Raw genomic sequence first — 17,335 nt, forward strand, 5'->3', positions numbered from 1 at the left:
ATGCCTGACATCCACCGCGTCGTCACCGGTCACAACGAGAAGGGCCAGTCGCTGGTCCTGTTCGAGGACGCCGGGACCAACAAGGTCACCATCGACTCCTGGCCCGGGGGCCTGAAGATTACCGAGCTGTGGGTCACCAACGAGGCCCCCGCCAACATGGACTCCGACGCCGACCGGTCCACTCGCCCGTTCCAGCACGACCCGGTGAACGGCGGCACGATCTTCCGCTGGCTGGAGTTCCCTCCCGAGTCTCAGGGCGAGTCCTTCGACGCAGGCGCGATCTTCACCCAGCTCGGCAGTGAGAACAAGCCAACCGGGGAGATGAGTCAGAAGCACTTCTCCATGCACCGCACCGACTCCATCGACTACCTCGTCGTGCTGTCCGGGCAGATGCAGATGGTCATGGACGAGGGCGAGGTCACCCTTCGGCCCGGATCCTGCATCGTGCAGCAGGGCACCAACCATGCCTGGGTGAACCGCGGCAGCGAGCCCTGTGTTGTCGCTGCAATCCTGGTGGACGGCGCCAAGCCCGCCGCCCTGGGCTGAACCCGCTTCACCGCAACCGCGCACATGGCTTGGCGGCGGCATCCATTCCTTCGGTGCCGCCGCCCGCCAGCACACTGAGCTGGCTGAGTCGTGGTCGCGACCCGGCATCCGCCAGCACCCGCGACTCCACGACTCCGCGAGTCACCGCCGCGCCCTGGACGAAACCAGCAAGGCCGCGCAGCGGCCACCTCGGCCGGCAACCCATCTTGTTGCCACCGGACGGCGTGGGAGGCCGCCCGGCCGAATGAACGGGAGCCGCTCCGGGCAGGTCGATAGCCGACGAGACGAGGCTGCCTTGGCAGGCGCAACCGTGGGCCTCGCTGGCCGAGCCGTAATCGCGACGGGCCGTCGAACGGACGGAAACGGGAACTGCTGCTAGGTTCTCGCGGCCGTCGCCGCGTGCCGAAATGTGCTGCTCCAGGACCCGCCCGGGACGTCGAAGTCGCCGATGCCGCCCGCGATCACTGGGGTGCTGTTCGTGCTGGTCAAGGGCAACACCGGACTGCGCCACCGCCCGCCCCGTCGCTCCTGTCCCACCGCAACCCTGCTCGCCGACGCCGGCCCCCCGCGACTTCGCCCTCGGTCACTCGTACCGGACAGCACAGCCCAGCGTGCCGCGACCAGACGGACGATACAAAAGACGCAACTCCGCCTCGACCGGCCCCCAGCATCGCGTGCTGTCTAAACTTGGACATGAGTACATCGTCGGTTGATGACCAGGTCGGAGAGAATGAGCGGGATGCCCAACAGCGTGCGAAGAGCAGCGTTCGGGGAGCCCGGTGCCCCTACGACGAATGACATGACGACCCGTCGCGAACGCAAGCGCCTCCACACTCGTCGACGCCTCTATGAAGCCGCCGTGCAGCTGTTCGAGGAACAAGGCTACGACGCCACGACCATGGATGAGATAGCCGAACTGGCCGACACCGCTCGCGCGACCGCCTACAACTACTTTCCCCGCAAGAGCAGCTTCCTCGACGAATGGATGCATCGCCGCCGCGAACAGGTCAGCGTCGACCTTGACGCCCAGGGGGGCGAATCCCAGCCCATCGGGGCCCTCCTACGTAGCTACCTCGACGAACTCGCGCGTATCAACCTCACTCAGGAACGGCTCACCCGCACCCTCCTCCCCGCCTGGGTCCGCGCCGGCGGACCGATCGACGATGCCCCTGCCCTTGCCGACGTGATGACCCGCTACATCAGGCTCGGGCAGCAACGGGGCGAGGTCCGGGAGGACTGCGACGCTGAACGCGCCGGGCACCTCATCCGCAACGCCTACCTCGGCAACCTCTACCTCTGGCTACGCGATGACGACTCCACACGATTAGACCTGCTGAATGCTGTCCACGAGAGCGTCGACATCGTCCTACGCGGCCTAGCACCCCGCTGACGGTCGTCGTCAATCCGTGATCGCCGAGGCGCACTTCCGTAGCCGGCCGAGAGCACACGTCGTTGAGACGTCTACTAATTCACGTCGTTGAGAGTCTCCGACGGCGGCGCAATGTCTCGAGGTGCGCTGCGACTGCAGCTTTCGCCTCGTTTCGGGCCGACCTGTCGCCTTCGGCTGCTCGGCCAGCTCCGCCGCGCGCTTGCACACCGACGTCCTCCGGGATCGTTCCGTCTCTGCCCCGCGTGAGGTAGTCCCGGTGGTGGCCGACGACAGAAGCGGGCAGTGAGTTGAGCCGGCCGCGCCATGGCTGAAGCCGTGAGCCGATGACGCGCAGCGGGTCGCGAGCTCCGCGCATGGCGTCGCCGCGGTGGACATCGGGGCGGTCCGGGTGGTGGTCGAGGGCGTAGAGCACTCCCTGGAGGCACATTCCTGCGTCCCACCACGGCTTCAGCAGCGCCCGGGTACGCCACAGGGGCACCTCGGATACCCCCCTGTGGTCTAGGCCAAGTCGTTGGAGAAAGGCAGCCGTTGCTGCAGATCTATCGCTGGGGGAGTCGGGGACGGCGAAGGATGGCCAGCGCTCGGTTTGGTGGGGGTTGGGCCGTCTGCCGCCCGTCAAGGGCTTACTACTTACGTAAGGATCGGGGAGATCGCCACTTTCATCCACAACCTCGCTGAGCTGCGCGGATGCTGACGGGAGGGCGGGCGCGGGGGAGTTGGTGACGAGGGCGTAGGTAGGGGTGCGGTTGGTGTCGGTTCCGAGGAACTCAGCCGACGCTCCGGGCTCGACCACGACCAGGAACCCGATGTCGCGGGCCCAGGCGAGCACGCGGGAGACCGTCCTGCTCGCTCGGTCACCGGCATCGCCGAGGCGTGTCGCCGTGAGGCCGGTGATGAGGCCGGTGTCCCAGTCCATGGCGTGGACGAGGCGACGCAGTATGAGTGTCCAGCTGCGGCGTTTGTCCGTCCGCCATTCCTCGGCGTCGACGAGTGCCTCGATGCGGGCGAGGGCCTCGGGCTGGGTGACGAGGACCCGCCAGCCGGCGTCGATGAAGTTGCGCCACCCGGGGTGGGGGGCCCATCGCCCGGATCGCAGGCGGTTGCGGGCGCGCTCGCGGCCGTAGGCCATGGCCCGGCTGACCCGTCGATCGAGCTGGCGTCGTTGCGCCCGCGGCATCCCGCGCCGGCCGTCGGATCGTGTCGGGGGTCGGGCCGGTGGTTGGACCCGAGCTGCTCGCCCGCGTGGGGTGCGGGGACAGGTGGCGAGGTTCGGCGCGGTGCTGTGGATGCCGAACGACGCGGGGTCGATGGGGCCGAGGTCTTCGTCGACGTGGAAGAAGCAGGACGTGCCTGAAGAGGTGGAAGCGAGGACGAATGCACCGTCTCGATAGCAGGCGGCACACCAGCCGGTGACGTGCGTGAGCGAGTCTGTCTCGTGTCGCGCTCGCGCAGGGACCGGCCCAAGAGGTATCTTGGACACGCGAAAGCGCCCCTTTGCCTGGAAGCGGGGGTTGCCCGGCCTCGGCCGGGTGTTGCGTCGATCGGGAGTCGCGTCCCTATCGGCGGTCAGCTAGACGAGGCGGCCCCTGGCAGGGGGCCGTCTCGTTCTCGTTAGGAGGCCTTCGTCAGCGGCAACTCCCCCTGAGTGTTGGCAGCCGCACGGGGCAGCTTCTCGCGGTGGCTCAGGCCGATGCGCACGAGCGCGGCGAGGGTGTCGGAGTAGGACCAGTCCAGCTCGGCCGCTAGCGCCCGGACCTGCTCGCCGTCGGCGATCGACAGTCGGGTCACCATGAGGTCGCGGGGGCCCTTGGAGGGCCTTCCGCCTCGCGCTTCCCGTTTAGCCATGGAGCGGATCATGGCGCAGTTTCTGATACGCCGTCGAGCGACACGCCGCGGCCGCCACGAAGTTTCTGATACGAGGCTGTTGGCCCGCCATGCCGGTTCGGTTGCGCCGAACGGAGTACGACTCGAACGCACCCCGTACCGCGCGACGACCCAAAGATCGAGGAAGGGTCCTGCCGCGGACCCGCTATGGGCGTGGCGACCCGGACCTGCGCTACGAGCCTGCGCGGACTCCCCCGGACGGCGGCGAGGAGCATCCTGGGGGATGGTCAGGGAGCTGGGGCCGTGGCTGATCGGCGGCGGGATCGTACTGCTCGTCGCTGGGTTCCTCGCATGGTCAGGAGCGCTGTCCTGGTTGGGTAATCTCCCGGGTGACATCCGGATCACGACCGAGAATGCCAGGATCTACATCCCGATCACCTCGATGCTGCTCGTCTCGGTCGTCCTGAACGTCGTGATCTGGCTCCTCCTCTGGCTCTTTCACCGCTGAACGCCCGCGGCGTGTAGGCGGCTATGTTCCCTAGGCGGCAGGAGAGCGACATCGGGTCTGCCGCCGGGCGCGACGTGCTCGCCCAGCTCGCCGAGAACGGGCGAGCGCCTGAGTCTGACCGACGCCGAGCACAGCGTTAGCTGATTGACCTTCGCGCCCCACGCCTCCGCTTGCTCGGCCACCCCAATTCCGGCGGCCCGCACCGACCCGGGTTGAACTGGCAGAGGCGCCCACGCCGCGCGCCGCCGAATCGGCGGCTCGTCGGTGGCGGCGATGTCGAGGACGATCTTCGCCCCCAGGCAGGGCTGCCAGCCTGACGACGAGGCCCGCAGCCTTCGATGACGGCCAGCTCAAGAAACCGCAAGCGCTGGTCCAGCTCCGACGACTCGAGGTGTGGCGGCTCTCCTCGTCGTCCTTGACCGCGCGGGGGTCGCCCTCGGGGAACAGCTCGGCGAGTGTCTGCAAGTCGAAGTCAGGCCTGCGAGCATCGCTCTCACCGTCGCCCCGTCCACGGTATGGCGGGTGATCGTCACTTCGGCAGAGACATGTCCTCCTTGGCGAGCACGACGAAGTTCTCCCGGGCGTCTGCGATGGCATCCACGAGCCGCCCATGCTCCTCCCAGGAGGTGTTCCGCTCGAGGGAGTCGCGCAGGTCGTTCACCCGCCGGCGCAGCTGGCGGGCCGCCTGCAGCGTCTTGTTCGGGGCGAGCAGGCGGATGCGCGTCTGGACGTGGATGAGCTTGTCTCGTTCCTCGTCGAGGGTCGCGATGAGCTTCTTCAGCTTCTCTGGCTCGGCGCACGCTGCAGCGGCTTTGAAGTAGTCCTTGCCTGCCTGGCCGGCGTCGTAGCTGCTGTTCACGAAGTCGAAGAACGCCTCGACAAGTGTCTCGCGTGCCCACTTCGTCCGTTCGCGCTTGCTGTTGGCCGTCGTCGTCACGACGAGTGTCGCGACGCTGATGACCGCGCCCACGGCGGCTATCCATGTGGTGACTGTCCAACCACCGCTTTCAGGCGCCGGGGCTTGCGCGAACCAGGTGAGCATCGGGCGATCGTGTCTGCAGACCCCGTCCAGATCAAGCTCGACACGGCCGCACTGAGATCCTCACGAAGTGGACATCGCAACGGTCTCGATCATTGCCACGGCATCGATCGGGCTCATGACCGTCGGCGGGACGATCTGGAACTCTCTGCAGCCCGCCAGGGTCGCTCGTGAGGGACGCATCGAGCAACGTCGCGCAGACGCTTATCTGGAGATTCTGCGCCTCGCCGAGCAGGAGAGCCTCTACTACACCGCGCGGATGACGAACCTGCTCATCGCCGCCATCGAGGACCAAGCGGGACTCGAGAGCCGGATCGAGGTACCCGAGCCACCGCCTGTGGAGTCCCGGGCCAGCCTCGCAGCCCACGTCGCTGGGTTCGCCTCCGCCGACGTGGCGAACGCCTACCGGACCTGGCGCACCCGCATGGACGAGGTACGTGGCGCGCACGAGGACATCGCGTTCCACTGGCGGGAGAACGTCGCTCCCTATGAGGTGGTCGAGCTGGAGATGCTGCAGCCGATGCGCGACATCCGACTCCCCGCGGAGAAGCAGGCCCGCATTGCGATGGCCGACCAGATCGCGGCCGAGCTCCGGCACCGCCGCCCGAAGCGCCTCGAGCGGCGGAAGACGTAGTGCACGTCATCGGCGGCACTACCGGCCGGAGGTCGCCCTGGCAACTCACGAGCGACTACGCCGTCTCGGTGCGCGCACCGACCGGCTCCAGCCCGACCCGGTAGCGGCGCGTCGACACGCCGGCGAGCATCCGCTCCGGTGCCAACCGCCCGAGGACCTCGGTGTCGGAGAACAGCTCATACGACGCCACGGCCAGCTCACCCGAGCCGTCGACCGCGCGTATCCGCGGCCGCTCGACCGGGACGCGGCGACCGCTGCGGACACCGTCTGGAGCAGCTCATCTCCCGACAGAGTGAGGCGCGCCCGCGCGCTGCGCTGCGGCATACGCCGCTGTTCACCGGCTAACTAACTTGGCTGACCCATGTTCGAGCTCCTTGAAAAAGCGCTCCAGCAGCCCCTCATGCGGCAGGTAGTCTGGTTAACACCCATTGACATGCTACCTGTGAGACGGCAGGCTGAGGAACATCTGAGCTCCTGGCCAACCTGGCTGATCTGCCAGTCGATGGGCGACGATCAGCCCGTAGATGGGCAACTGGAGCCAGTCGCCCATCGTCCGCACTCAGGCTTGGGCGCGACAGTAAGGAGTGTTTACGGTCATGTACATGTCGCCCTGGATGTCTGACGAGCTTGCGGCCCTCGAGGAGCTGACCGCAGACTTCATCGCGAAAGAAGCGCTACCGCGCCACGCCCAATGGGTCCTCGACAAGCGCATCGGGCGGGACTTCTGGGAGGCCGCGGGGGAAATTGGCCTGCTCGGCTGTTCCGTTCCGACCGAGTTCGGGGGCGGCGGCGCGACCGTACTGCACGATTTCGTTGTGCTGGCCGCGATGACGCGTGCTGGCCTCACGGCGTCGTCCTTGCAAGTGCACAGCGTGATCATGCCGCACTATCTGGTCCGCTACGGCAGCCCGGAGCAGAAGAAGCGATGGTTGCCCGACCTGTGCGCCGGGCGCGCGATCGGGGCAATTGCGATGACCGAGCCCGATGTCGGCACCGATCTCCAGGCGCTGCGCACCCGGGCCGTCCGAGACGGTGACGACTACGTCATTTCCGGTTCGAAGACATTCATAACCAACGGCACCACGGCCGATCTGGTGATCGTGGCCGCAACCACCGATCCGAGCAAGAAGGCTCACGGGATCACGCTGTTCGCGGTCGAGACCGCGAATAGCCCGGGTTTCCGGGTGGGTCGCGCCCTGCACAAGATCGGTCAGCACGAGTCCGACACCGCCGAACTGTTCTTCGACGGTGTCCGGGTGCCAGCGGCGAACCGGCTCGGCGCCGACGGGCAGGGGTGGGGCATGCTCATGGGGCAGCTGCCGCTGGAACGGCTGATCGTCGGCGTCAACTCGGTGGCCGCCATGGAGACCGCAGTCGATCTGGCCACCGAGTACGCCAACGAGAGGCGGGCATTCGGTCGGCCGCTCATCGACAAGCAGCACGTTCGGTTCGAGTTGGCCGAGTGCGCCACTCTCGCCCACGTCGCGCGGACATTCCTGGACAGCTGCATCGTCCGCCTGCTCGACGGCACCCTCGATTCGACGGTGGCGCCGATGGCTAAGTGGTGGCTGAGCGAGGTCGAGTGCCAGGTCGTGGACCGGTGCCTGCAGGTCTTCGGTGGATACGGCTACATGCAGGAGTACCCAATCGCGCGGCTGTATGTGAACGCGCGTGTACAGAAGATCTACGGCGGCACCAACGAGATCATGAAGGAAGTCATCGGTCGCGGTCTCGTCCAGTCGTCGTGATCAGCAAGGAAAGAGATGAGGAGATGGCCGTGACCGAGCAGCATGCACGAATCCGCACCGAGCACCCGGCGCGGGGAGTCGCGCGTATCGTCCTGGCGCGACCGGAGAAGCGCAATGCCCAGGACCCCCGGATGCTCTACGAACTGGACGCGGCGTTCGTGGCGGCGACTGCGGACCCCGATGTCCGGGTCATCATCCTGGCGGCGGACGGGCCGGACTTCTCGTCCGGCCATGACCTCGTGGCCGGGTTCGAGATGCCGGGGCCGCCGACCGCCACGCTGGAGGGTGACTTCGACGCCGAGGGGATCGAGGGGCACCTGTCCTTCGAGTGCGAGGCCTATCTCGGGCTGTGCCGGCGCTGGCGCGACATCCCTAAGCCCACGATCGCGCAGGTCCAGGGCAAGGTCATCGGCGGCGGCCTGATGCTCGTCTGGCCGCTCGACCTAATCGTCGCTGCTGAGTCGGCCTCGTTCTCCGACCCCGTCGCGGCGTTCGGGGTCAACGGCGGGGAGTACTTCGTGCATCCGTGGGAGCTGGGTGCCCGCCGGGCGAAGGAGCTCCTATTCACTGGAGAGCCCATCGGGGCACGTGACGCGTGCGCACTCGGGATGGTGAACCGCGTGGTACCGGAGAGCGACCTGGAAGCAGAGACGCTGTCGCTTGCTGAGCTCATCGCCACCCGGCCCTCGATGGGCCTTCGGCTCGCCAAGCGCAGCGTGAACGGCGCCCTCGACGCGCAGGGGCAGGCCACCGCCATCGACAACGCTTTCGCCCTGCACCACGTAGGGCACGCCAACAACCTGATCCGCTATGGCCAGATCATCGATCCCGCGGGCGTCGAGTTGGTTCGCCGCTCGGTGCGGAAGCCGTGACGATCCGGGCTGCCCGAACTCATGCCGGGAGCGTCGCGTCGCCGTCGCCGTCGCCGTCGGATCGGGCATCGGAAGCGGCGACCGTGGCGGGTCCCCTCGCCGGCATCCGCGTGATCGAACTTGCCGGCATCGGACCGGGCCCGTTCTGCGGTATGCTCCTCGCCGATCTGGGGGCGGATGTCATCCGGGTCGAGCGGGCGGGCGAGCCGTCGCCGTTCGCCCGGTATCACGAGATCCTCAACCGCGGGCGCCGCTCGATCGCCGTCGACCTCAAGCACCCCGAAGGCGCCGGCCTCGTGCTCGCGCTCGCCGAGCGCAGCGATGTCCTGTTCGAGGGGTTCCGGCCGGGGGTGGCCGAGCGGCTCGGCGTCGGCCCTGAGGACTGCCTGGTACGCAATCCCCGCCTGGTCTACGGCCGGATGACGGGTTGGGGCCGGACCGGCCACTACGCGGAGCGGGTCGGGCACGACATCAACTACCTCGGGTTGACGGGGGCGCTCCACGCCACGGGTCGACCAGGACAGGCGCCGGTCCCCCCACTAAATCTGGTCGGTGACTTTGGCGGCGGCGGCGTGTTCCTCGCGCTCGGCATCGTCAGCGCGGTGCTGGAGGCCCGCCGCTCCGGGGCCGGGCAGGTCGTCGACGCGGCGATCGTCGACGGGGTGAGCTCGCTCATGAGCACCGTGCACGCCTTGCATGCACTGGGTGAGTGGAGCGACGAACGCGGCTCGAACCTGATCGACGGTGGGGCGCCCTACTACGACTCCTACCGGTGCGCGGATGGCCGCTATATGGCGGTGGGGGCCCTAGAGGACCAGTTCTACGCCGAGCTGCTTGCCGGGCTACGACTGTCCGACGACCCGGACTGCACGGTCGCGCGCCATGACCCCGCCCGCTGGCCAGGCATCCGGCAGAAGCTGGCCGAGACCTTCGCGACCGCGACCAGGGACCAGTGGTGCGAGGTCTTCGACGGCCGTGATGCGTGTGTGACGCCCGTTCTCACCGTGTCCGAAGCGCTGGAGCACCCGCACAACCGCGAACGGAACGCCTTCACCACGGTCGGCGGCGTCGCCCAGGCAGCTCCTGCCCCGCGCTTCGGACGCACGCCGGGTGCCGTGCGGCGGCCCACGCCCCGGCCCGGCCAGCACACCCGGGAGGTGTTGCTGGAAGCTCGGTCTGGCCCCCGACGAGGTCCAGCGCACGCTCGACGTCGCCGCGGTGCGGGAGTGAACATGGACCATCGGGAGATCCGCTACACCCGGGAGGGCGGCGCCGCGCTGATCAGGCTCGCCCGTCCGACCCGGGGCAACGGGCTGACCGCCGTCATGGTCGGGGAGATCCTCGAGGCGCTCGACCGCGCGGAGGCCGACGGCACGGTGCTCGGCGTCGTCGTCACGGGGGAAGGGCCGTCCTTCTGCGTCGGTGCGGACGTGTCGGACGGCCCCGAGGCGCTCACGGTGCTGCTGGAGGAGGCCGGCTCCCACGACAGCAGCACCAACTATCGGGAGCCCGCGGGAAGAATCACGCTGCGCATCCATCACATGTCGAAGCCGGTGATCGCGGCGGTCAACGGCGACGCGATCGGAGGCGGCGCCACGATCATCAGCGCGATGGATCTGCGCCTCGCCAGCACGGAGGCCCGGTTCGGTTTCGTGTTCACCCGCCGCGGGCTGACCCCCGAAGGGGCCTCCACCTGGTTCCTGCCCCGCATCGTGGGCGACAGCCGCGCTGCCGAGTGGCTGCTCTGGGGTCGGTTGATCAGCGCGGACGAGGCACTGGCGGCCGGGTTCGTCAGCTCCCTGCACGCACCGGGCGACGAGGTCGCCGAGGCTCTGCGTCTGGTCGACGAGCTGGGCCGGCACACCTCGCCGACCGCGGTCGCGGCGACCCGGCGGTTGGTACGGGATGCGCACGGTGAGCAGACGCCGCTGCAGGCCGCTAGAAGGGAGTCGTGCGCGCTGCGCCGGAGCGCCATGGGAATCGATGGCAGGGAGGGAATCACCGCCTTCCTCGAACACCGGCCGGCGCAGTTCTCGGCGCTCGAGCGGCCCTGACGCGGCAGAAATGAACTGACCATGCGGTTGTCGCCACCGTGGTGGCCCGATGGGGCACCGCGACGTGCCGCACCCTGACGAGGAGGAGCGTCGTCGTGGATTTCGGATCGATCTTGCGCAAGAGCTGCCGCGTGTATCAGCACAACGTCGCGGTCACCTTCGAACAGCAGCACCAGACGTATGCGCAGTTGTGGGAGCGGGCCTGCCGGCTGGCAAACGCGCTGCGCGATCTCGGGCTCGAACCGGGCGACCGGGTGGCGGTGCTAGGCGACAACCAGCTCGAAACCATCGAGCAGGCCGCCGGCCTCGCACTTGCCGGGTTGGTGCGCTGCCCGATGTACGTGCAGAACCCACCCGAGAGCCACGTGCATTGTCTGAACGACGTGGGAGCCAGAGCCTGTCTAGTCCAAAAAGCCTACGTCCCCGACGTCGTGGCCATCCGCGACCGGGTTCCTGACCTGAAGCACCTCATCGGCGTGGGCTCCACCGAAGGGGTCGACCTGAACTACGAGCAGATGCTTGCCGCGGCCTCGCCCGTCGACAGCCATGACGTAACGCTGGGGGAGGACGACGACCACATCATCCGGTTCTCCGCGGGCACCACCGGACGACCGAAGGGAATTCTGCATTCCGTCCGGGGTTGGCGGGAGATGGGCAACGAGTTCGCTCTCGTCCTGCCGCGGATGCGGGATACGGACGCCTATCTCGTCGCTGCCCCATTGTCCCACGCCGCGGGCCTGCTGTTGTGGCCACTCATTGCGCACGGCTGCCGTCATGTAATCATGCCGGCATTCCATCCCGGTCGCTTCCTCGATCTCGTCGAGAGCGAGCGCTGCACGCTGACCTTCCTGGTCCCCACCATGATCCAGATGGTGGCCACCGAGCCGGGGCGGGCACCCGCGACCTGTCCAGCCTGCGGATGGTGCTCTACGGCGCCTCGCCGATCACCGAACGGACACTGCGCGAGAGCATCGGGCTCTGGGGCAACATTATGTATCAGGTCTACGGGCAGTCCGAAGCGCTGCCCGCCACCGTGCTTACGCCGCAGCACCACGTCCTCGACGACAGCGAGCAGAACCGCCGCTACCTACGATCAGCCGGGCGAATCACGCCGAACTCAGCCGTGGCGATCCTGGACGACCAGGACGTGGAGGTACCCAGCGGAGAACTTGGCGAGATCTGCGTGAAGAGCCCGGGTGCGATGAAGGCGATCTGGGGTGACCCGGAGGCGACCGCACTGCGGATCACCGCGGCGGGGTACGTGCGATCCCGCGATATCGGCTACCTCGATGACCGCGGGTTCCTCTACCTTGCGGACCGCAAGGAAGACATGATCATCTCCGGCGGTTTCAACGTCTGGCCGGCGGAGGTGGAGAACGCGCTGGCGTCGCATCCGGCGGTCCAGGAGGCCGCGGTCGTCGGCGTGCCGGACCAGAAGTGGGGTGAGGCCGTGCTGGCCGTCGTCGTGCTCCGTGAGCAGCAGCAGGCCACCGAGCAGGAGCTCATCGACTGGGCCCGGCAGAAGGTCGGGCGGATCAAGAAACCCTCCAGGATTGAGTTCTCCACCGAGCCGCTGCCCAAGAGCCCGGTGGGCAAGATGATCCGCAGGCTCGTCCGGGAGCGGTTCGGCAGCACCGGCCAGCACATCCACGGCGCATAGGCCGCCACTCCTGCCGGGAGGACCTCCGGGTTCGGGTGGGGGACCCGCCCGAACCCCGGAAGCACGATCCCGGCTACCGGATCGACGATTCAATCGACGGCAGGAACAGGACACGCAGGGCGATCTCGGTGAGCTCGTCCGCCAGCTCCGCGTGATCGAGGACAGAGGGCACGCGAACGGTGTCCTCGACGAGCGACATCGCGGTGTTCACGCGCAGGCGCACTGCTGCTTCGGGTATCGCGGGCCGCTCCCTGCTCACCCAACGCACCCATTCCGTACTCCGGTCGTGCCGTAGGCGCTGCAGACGTTCGGCCGCGGTGTCGGGAAGGTGCAACGACTCGGTCACCGAGACCGAGACGAGGTCAGGAGCCTCGAGCGCAACACGCACGTACCCGGCGACCAGTCCCCGCAGCGCCGTGACGTCGTCGTCAGCGCAGCGAAGAGCGCGAACCGACTCGAGCGTGAACCACTCCTCGAGCCGGCCGATCAACGTCACGAGAATATCGGCCTTGCTCTCGAAATAGCGGTAGAGGGCCGGCCCTGCTATCCCCTGCTGGGCCCCGATGTCATCGATGCTGACAGCGGCGTAGCCGTGCCGGCGGAAGGCGCGCGCCGCGGATCTCAGCAGCTCTTCCCGACGTGAGGAGAGCATCCTGACCGGCCGCTCGGCGGCCGCAGCGGCAGAGCTCGCGGACTGCGCGGAGGAGCCCACCTGCGCCGCGACGGCTGAGCGGCAGGCCGACAACAGGAACGACTCGAAATCCGCCCGCGGCACGGCGAGCTGGTGGTGGCCGGGGCTGGCGAGGATTCCGAGAATTGCCCACGCACGTATCTCTGCAACGGATTGGGGGACGTCGGGCAGGCAGGCATGGATCGCTGTCGCGATTTCGCCCGCGATGCCGGCCAGCCGGCGCCGCACTCCCTGGTAGTCGTCTGCGTCGAGGTAACGTGCTTCGCGCTGCCATAGGAGCGCCAGGTGACGAGTGTCCAGAGCCGCCGGCACCAGCCTCTGCAGGAGGCCCTCCAACTGGTGCGGCGCCAGACCCGGCGCCTCTGAAGCCGGAGCCGTCAGCGCTGCGAGGTATCGCCCCTGTCCTTCGGTGACAACGTGCGAGAGCAGCGCCTTCTTGTGAGCGTAATGACGGTACAGAGCGCGAACGGTGATGTCCGTCATCGCTGCGATGTCTTCCATCCGGACCGCGTGGAACCCGTTCCGCACAAACAGCTCGCTCGCATTGTCGGCGATCTGCTTCTTACGGTCTTTCGGTCGACGCTTGCGCTCAACGTCGACTCCAGGGGACCCCGATGCCACAGTCGATCCTTCCGTACCGTCAACTCACATCCCGTGGCGCGGCCTCCCAGTGACGCCGCCGCAGTTCCCGCTTGAGCACCTTCCCGGCGCCCGACTGTGGCAGCGCATCCATGAACTCGAAGGATCGCGGTGCCTTGTAGCCGGCGATGAGGCCCTTTGTGTGGGCACGCAGCGCTTCGGCTGTCACGTCGGCACCAGGTGCGGTCACCACCACGGCGTGGACCCGCTCACCATAGGTCGGGTCGGGAACACCGATGACGGCACACGCCGCAACTGCCGGGTGCTGGCTCAACGCGTTCTCTACCTCGGCGGAGTATACGTTCTCGCCACCGCTGACGATCATGTCCTTGATCCGGTCCACCACGTATAGGTAGCCGTCCTCGTCCATGTAGCCGCCGTCTCCCGTGTGCATCCAGCCGCCCCGGACCGCAGCGGCCGTGGCAGCGGGCTGCTTCCAGTACCCGAGCATGACGTGCCCACCTCGGCAAACGATCTCGCCGACGGTACCTGGGGGCACCTCGTTGTCAACCTCGTCGACGATGCGCACCTCGCTGTGCGGTGCTGCTCGTCCGGCGGAGCGCAGTCGGGCTGCGACGCCGCGGTGGTCATCGGGCCCGAGAAGCGTCGCCACCGGTGACAGCTCGGTCATCCCGTATGCCTGCGCGAGCTCGACGTCGGGGAGCAGGTGCATCGTGCGCTGGAGCACGGCTTCGGAGATTGGCGAGGCGCCGTAGCAGAAGCGTCGGACGCTGGAGAGGTCGTAGTCGGCCACCCCGGGATGGTCCACCAGCATCTGGATCATCGCGGGCACTAGGAACAGGTCAGTCACCTGGTGCCCCGACACGGCGGTGAGAACGTCAGCGGGCTCGAATTTCGGCACGATGACATGCGTGTTGCCCGCCAGCGAGTGTGCCATCCACAGGCACAGGTCGGCGAGGTGGAACATCGGCGCGGAATGTAGGTATCGGCCACCCGGCGTGACCCAGTAGCCCACGGCCGCGCAGCCGAGCGCGGAGACCGTGAGATTGGCGTGGCTGAGCATGACGCCCTTCGCGACGCCTGTCGTCCCGCCGGTGTAGAATAAGGCAGCGAGCGCGTCGCCGCCGCGGCGCGCATCCGGCGCTGGATCCGAGCCGGCCACCAGCTCCTCGTAGTCGATGACGTCGCCCGAGTTCTCGTCACCCACATGAATGGTGCGTCGGATACCGGGCACCGACGCCTGCAGCTCGGGCAGGATCGACAGGAACTCGTCGCCGATCAGTAGGACCTGCGCATCACAGTCGCGCAGCGCGTGCCCGATCTCGGCGACACTCCATCGCGTGTTTACCGGGACGAGCACCCCGTCGGCCCAGGGAACCGCGGCCAGGTACTCGAGATAGCGGTCGGAGTTCAGGGCGAGCATGGCGACTCTGTCGCCCGACTGAACGCCGAGTCGGCGCAGACCACCGGCGAGCCGCGCGACGCGGTCCGCAAACTCGGCAAACGTCCGCTCCCGCCCCGCATAGATGCACGCGATGCGCTCCGGGTGTTGTTGGAGTGCTCGGTGCAGGGACTGCGTGAAATACATGGGAACTCCAGGCGCAAGCAGCTGGGACGGCGATGGAAGATCAGACACACACCATGAAGTGGGTGCGCGCCGGAAGAACATCGGCGCGCACCCACCAGTAACGTCGGTCCTCGGAGGGCCTGGCTACGAATCACCCTCCCTCAGCACGATGCGGCGATTGTAGTGCGCAAAGGAGGAGGGGCCAGCGAAATACTTGCCGATCGCCGTCCGGAACAGTTGGAACTGTTCGGTGGCACGAAAAGTCTCATGTGCCTCGACACTGTCCCATTCGATCACGAACAGGAAGGCGTCCGATTGCTCGATTCCCTGGATCAACTCGACGGCCCGGCACCCCGAGTCATCCGCGAGAATCTTGGCGGCGCCCTGCGCGCTGTTGACGAAGGCCTCCTCCTCGCCGGCTTTTATCGTGAGGTGTGCAACCTCGAGAACGGTCATCTTGATCTCCAGTCTTGGAAGTGTACGGATCAGTGCTGTGAGATCAGTGCTGTGACTCGAGCTCGCGGGTCGTGGCGAGGTCGAACTCGTCGTATCCCTCGTCGACCGCGAGATCGCACCGTCGGCGGTACTCGACGAAGCCGCCAAGATAGTAGAGGCTTTCCCTGGGCTTCCCGGGAATGTTGGCAGCCATGTACCAGCTGTTCGCCTTGGGCATCAGGGTCTGGTCGGCCACCGCGTTGACGTGCTCCGTCCAGGCGGTCTCGGCCTCGGCAGTCGGCTCAATGGCCGAGGCGCCGATCCCGGCGAGATGCTGGATGGTCCTGCCCACCCAGTGCGACTGGTACTCGACCAGCAGCACGGGCTGGAAGAAGGCCGCGACGCTCTGCGGGCCGTCGAGAATGAACAGGTTCGGGAAGCCGTTGCTCATCATGCCTAGGTGCGTGCGCGCTCCGGCCGCCCAGTGGTCCTTCAGCGTGCGGCCCTGGCGGCCTCGGATGTCCATCCGTACGAGCGGGCCGGTCGCCGCGTCGTAACCGGTGGCACAGATGATCACATCCAACGGGTACTCGGTGCCGTCGGCCAGCCGCAGCCCCGTGGACGTGCACTCCTCGATCGCCGATTCCCGCACGTTGACGAGGGTGACGTCGTCGCGGTTGAACGCCTCGTAGTAGCCATTCTCGCCGCACAGCCGCTTCGTCAGGATCGGGTGATCGGTCGGAACAAGCGCAGTAGCGACGTCCTGGTCCTTGACGATGCTGCGGATCTTTGCTTCGAAGAAGTCACGGAGGGTCTTGTTGGCCTCCTCTTCGAAGAGGAGGTCCGTATAACTGGTGTAGTAGCTGAGTCCGCCGGACTTCCAACGGTACTCGTATTCCTTCTGCCGCTCCTCATCGGAGACGTCGAGCGCGCGCTGCGTATTGGGTGCGGCGATCTCGAAGTCGACGAGTGTGTACCCACCGAAGGCGTCGAGCTCCCGGCGGCGCAGCTCCGGGTAGTTGTCCTTGATGCTCTTCAGGTAATCGGGCGGCATCGGGACGTTCTGCAGCGGCACGCACCAGTGCGGGGAACGCTGGAAGACGAACAGCTCGTCCGCCTGCTGCGCGATGATCGGGATCATCTGGACCCCCGAGGCGCCCGTTCCGATGAGCCCGACCCGACGACCCGCCAGATCGACGTGGTCGTGCGGCCATGAGCCGGAGTGGTAGAGCTCGCCCGCGAAGGTATCCAACCCTGCGATGTCGGGCAGGTTCCGGGCGGAGAGGATACCCACCGCCATCACGCAGTACGTGGCGCGGACGCTCTCACCGCCAGCTGCCGCGACGACCCAGGTGTCGGTCGTCTCGTCGAACTCGGCCGAGGTGATGTGGGTGTCGAACTGGATATCCCGACGTAAATCGAAACGGTCTGCTACGTGGTTGAGGTAACGGAGGACCTCTGCCTGGCCCGCGTACCGCTCAGTCCAATCCCACTCCTGCTGCAGCTCCTCGGAGAAGCCGTAAGAGTATTCCAGGCTCTCGATGTCGACGCGGGCGCCGGGATAGCGGTTCCAGTACCACGTCCCGCCCACTCCACCTCCGGCCTCGAAGAGGCGGCACCGCAGGCCCAGGCCGCGCAGATGATGGAGGGCGTAGAGGCCCCCGAAGCCGGCGCCGACGACGACGACGTCGAAGTCGACATTCGAACCGTCGTCAGAAATCGTGGATGGGCTGTTCTGTGACTGGAGCGCCATTGATTACACAACCT

General features: G+C 67.3%; 15 protein-coding genes and 3 pseudogenes. 10 read left to right on the plus strand and 8 right to left on the minus strand.

Features of this window, described 5'->3' with window-relative positions; genetic code table 11:
* On the plus strand, positions 1–546 hold the full coding sequence (locus WBK50_RS34605) for a cupin domain-containing protein (RefSeq protein WP_341339961.1): 546 nt from the start codon (positions 1–3) through the stop codon (positions 544–546).
* Positions 547–1,345: 799 nt separating this feature from the next.
* Complete coding sequence (locus tag WBK50_RS34610; RefSeq protein ID WP_341339962.1) at positions 1,346–1,936, plus strand: TetR/AcrR family transcriptional regulator; 591 nt, start codon at positions 1,346–1,348, stop codon at positions 1,934–1,936.
* A 79-nt stretch (positions 1,937–2,015) separates the two neighbouring features.
* Here the strand turns inward: WBK50_RS34610 and WBK50_RS34615 are convergent, their stop codons facing one another.
* The gene (locus WBK50_RS34615; protein WP_341339963.1) at positions 2,016–3,065 is read right to left on the minus strand and encodes a hypothetical protein; all 1,050 of its coding nucleotides are present in this window, start codon (positions 3,063–3,065) and stop codon (positions 2,016–2,018) included.
* Positions 3,066–3,547: 482 nt separating this feature from the next.
* Positions 3,548–3,727, minus strand: a complete 180-nt coding sequence (locus WBK50_RS34620; RefSeq protein ID WP_341339964.1) for a hypothetical protein — start codon at positions 3,725–3,727, stop codon at positions 3,548–3,550.
* 316 nt (positions 3,728–4,043) lie between these two features.
* Between WBK50_RS34620 and WBK50_RS34625 the strand changes: the two genes are divergently transcribed.
* Positions 4,044–4,268, plus strand: a complete 225-nt coding sequence (locus WBK50_RS34625; RefSeq protein WP_341339965.1) for a DUF2905 domain-containing protein — start codon at positions 4,044–4,046, stop codon at positions 4,266–4,268.
* A 529-nt stretch (positions 4,269–4,797) separates the two neighbouring features.
* Here the strand turns inward: WBK50_RS34625 and WBK50_RS34630 are convergent.
* A complete protein-coding gene (locus WBK50_RS34630; RefSeq protein WP_341339966.1) occupies positions 4,798–5,310 on the minus strand; it encodes a hypothetical protein in 513 nt (170 codons plus the stop codon).
* Between the two features lie 67 nt (positions 5,311–5,377).
* Between WBK50_RS34630 and WBK50_RS34635 the strand changes: the two genes are divergently transcribed.
* Positions 5,378–5,941: a hypothetical protein gene (locus WBK50_RS34635; protein WP_341339967.1), complete on the plus strand. Its 564-nt coding sequence runs from the start codon at positions 5,378–5,380 to the stop codon at positions 5,939–5,941.
* A 58-nt stretch (positions 5,942–5,999) separates the two neighbouring features.
* Here WBK50_RS34635 and WBK50_RS34640 read toward each other — a convergent pair.
* A pseudogene (locus WBK50_RS34640) lies at positions 6,000–6,194 on the minus strand (IS256 family transposase); the annotation flags it as partial.
* A 343-nt stretch (positions 6,195–6,537) separates the two neighbouring features.
* Between WBK50_RS34640 and WBK50_RS34645 the strand changes: the two are divergent.
* The 6 genes and pseudogenes from WBK50_RS34645 (at position 6,538) to WBK50_RS34665 (ending at position 12,275) form a co-directional block, all read left to right on the plus strand.
* On the plus strand, positions 6,538–7,689 hold the full coding sequence (locus tag WBK50_RS34645; RefSeq protein WP_341339968.1) for an acyl-CoA dehydrogenase family protein: 1,152 nt from the start codon (positions 6,538–6,540) through the stop codon (positions 7,687–7,689).
* Positions 7,690–7,712: 23 nt separating this feature from the next.
* Complete coding sequence (locus WBK50_RS34650) at positions 7,713–8,561, plus strand: enoyl-CoA hydratase (protein ID WP_445942429.1); 849 nt, start codon at positions 7,713–7,715, stop codon at positions 8,559–8,561.
* A gap of 83 nt (positions 8,562–8,644) precedes the next feature.
* Positions 8,645–10,615: a CoA transferase gene (locus tag WBK50_RS34655; RefSeq protein ID WP_341339970.1), complete on the plus strand. Its 1,971-nt coding sequence runs from the start codon at positions 8,645–8,647 to the stop codon at positions 10,613–10,615.
* Positions 10,616–10,710: 95 nt separating this feature from the next.
* Positions 10,711–11,493: pseudogene (locus WBK50_RS34660) on the plus strand (AMP-binding protein); the annotation flags it as partial.
* A 41-nt stretch (positions 11,494–11,534) separates the two neighbouring features.
* A pseudogene (locus WBK50_RS35575) lies at positions 11,535–11,771 on the plus strand (AMP-binding protein); the annotation flags it as partial.
* A 27-nt stretch (positions 11,772–11,798) separates the two neighbouring features.
* Complete coding sequence (locus WBK50_RS34665) at positions 11,799–12,275, plus strand: class I adenylate-forming enzyme family protein (RefSeq protein WP_341339972.1); 477 nt, start codon at positions 11,799–11,801, stop codon at positions 12,273–12,275.
* 73 nt (positions 12,276–12,348) lie between these two features.
* Here the strand turns inward: WBK50_RS34665 and WBK50_RS34670 are convergent, their stop codons facing one another.
* From WBK50_RS34670 to WBK50_RS34685, 4 genes are all read right to left on the minus strand, one after another.
* Positions 12,349–13,587, minus strand: a complete 1,239-nt coding sequence (locus WBK50_RS34670; protein ID WP_341339973.1) for a TetR/AcrR family transcriptional regulator — start codon at positions 13,585–13,587, stop codon at positions 12,349–12,351.
* Positions 13,588–13,606: 19 nt separating this feature from the next.
* Positions 13,607–15,154 carry an acyl-CoA synthetase gene (locus WBK50_RS34675; protein ID WP_341339974.1) on the minus strand — a complete coding sequence of 516 codons (1,548 nt, stop codon included), beginning with the start codon at positions 15,152–15,154 and terminating at the stop codon, positions 13,607–13,609.
* 123 nt (positions 15,155–15,277) lie between these two features.
* Positions 15,278–15,589 (minus strand): putative quinol monooxygenase, encoded by a 312-nt coding sequence (locus tag WBK50_RS34680; RefSeq protein ID WP_341339975.1) that lies wholly within the window; start codon positions 15,587–15,589, stop codon positions 15,278–15,280.
* 43 nt (positions 15,590–15,632) lie between these two features.
* On the minus strand, positions 15,633–17,321 hold the full coding sequence (locus WBK50_RS34685; RefSeq protein ID WP_341339976.1) for a flavin-containing monooxygenase: 1,689 nt from the start codon (positions 17,319–17,321) through the stop codon (positions 15,633–15,635).
* Positions 17,322–17,335 lie beyond the last annotated feature (14 nt).

It is taken from the genome of Pseudonocardia sp. T1-2H (assembly GCF_038039215.1).
Classification (GTDB): domain Bacteria; phylum Actinomycetota; class Actinomycetes; order Mycobacteriales; family Pseudonocardiaceae; genus Pseudonocardia.

What these genes read in the sequence shown, in the direction of transcription:
- WBK50_RS34605 (WP_341339961.1), top strand. Translation starts at nt 1, where the DNA reads ATGCCTGACATCCACCGCGTCGTCACCGGTCACAACGAGAAGGGCCAG.
- WBK50_RS34610 (WP_341339962.1), top strand. Translation starts at nt 1,346, where the DNA reads ATGACGACCCGTCGCGAACGCAAGCGCCTCCACACTCGTCGACGCCTC.
- WBK50_RS34615 (WP_341339963.1), bottom strand. Translation starts at nt 3,065, where the DNA reads ATGGCCTACGGCCGCGAGCGCGCCCGCAACCGCCTGCGATCCGGGCGA.
- WBK50_RS34620 (WP_341339964.1), bottom strand. Translation starts at nt 3,727, where the DNA reads ATGGTGACCCGACTGTCGATCGCCGACGGCGAGCAGGTCCGGGCGCTA.
- WBK50_RS34625 (WP_341339965.1), top strand. Translation starts at nt 4,044, where the DNA reads ATGGTCAGGGAGCTGGGGCCGTGGCTGATCGGCGGCGGGATCGTACTG.
- WBK50_RS34630 (WP_341339966.1), bottom strand. Translation starts at nt 5,310, where the DNA reads ATGCTCACCTGGTTCGCGCAAGCCCCGGCGCCTGAAAGCGGTGGTTGG.
- WBK50_RS34645 (WP_341339968.1), top strand. Translation starts at nt 6,538, where the DNA reads ATGTACATGTCGCCCTGGATGTCTGACGAGCTTGCGGCCCTCGAGGAG.
- WBK50_RS34650 (WP_445942429.1), top strand. Translation starts at nt 7,713, where the DNA reads ATGGCCGTGACCGAGCAGCATGCACGAATCCGCACCGAGCACCCGGCG.
- WBK50_RS34675 (WP_341339974.1), bottom strand. Translation starts at nt 15,154, where the DNA reads ATGTATTTCACGCAGTCCCTGCACCGAGCACTCCAACAACACCCGGAG.
- WBK50_RS34680 (WP_341339975.1), bottom strand. Translation starts at nt 15,589, where the DNA reads ATGACCGTTCTCGAGGTTGCACACCTCACGATAAAAGCCGGCGAGGAG.
- WBK50_RS34685 (WP_341339976.1), bottom strand. Translation starts at nt 17,321, where the DNA reads ATGGCGCTCCAGTCACAGAACAGCCCATCCACGATTTCTGACGACGGT.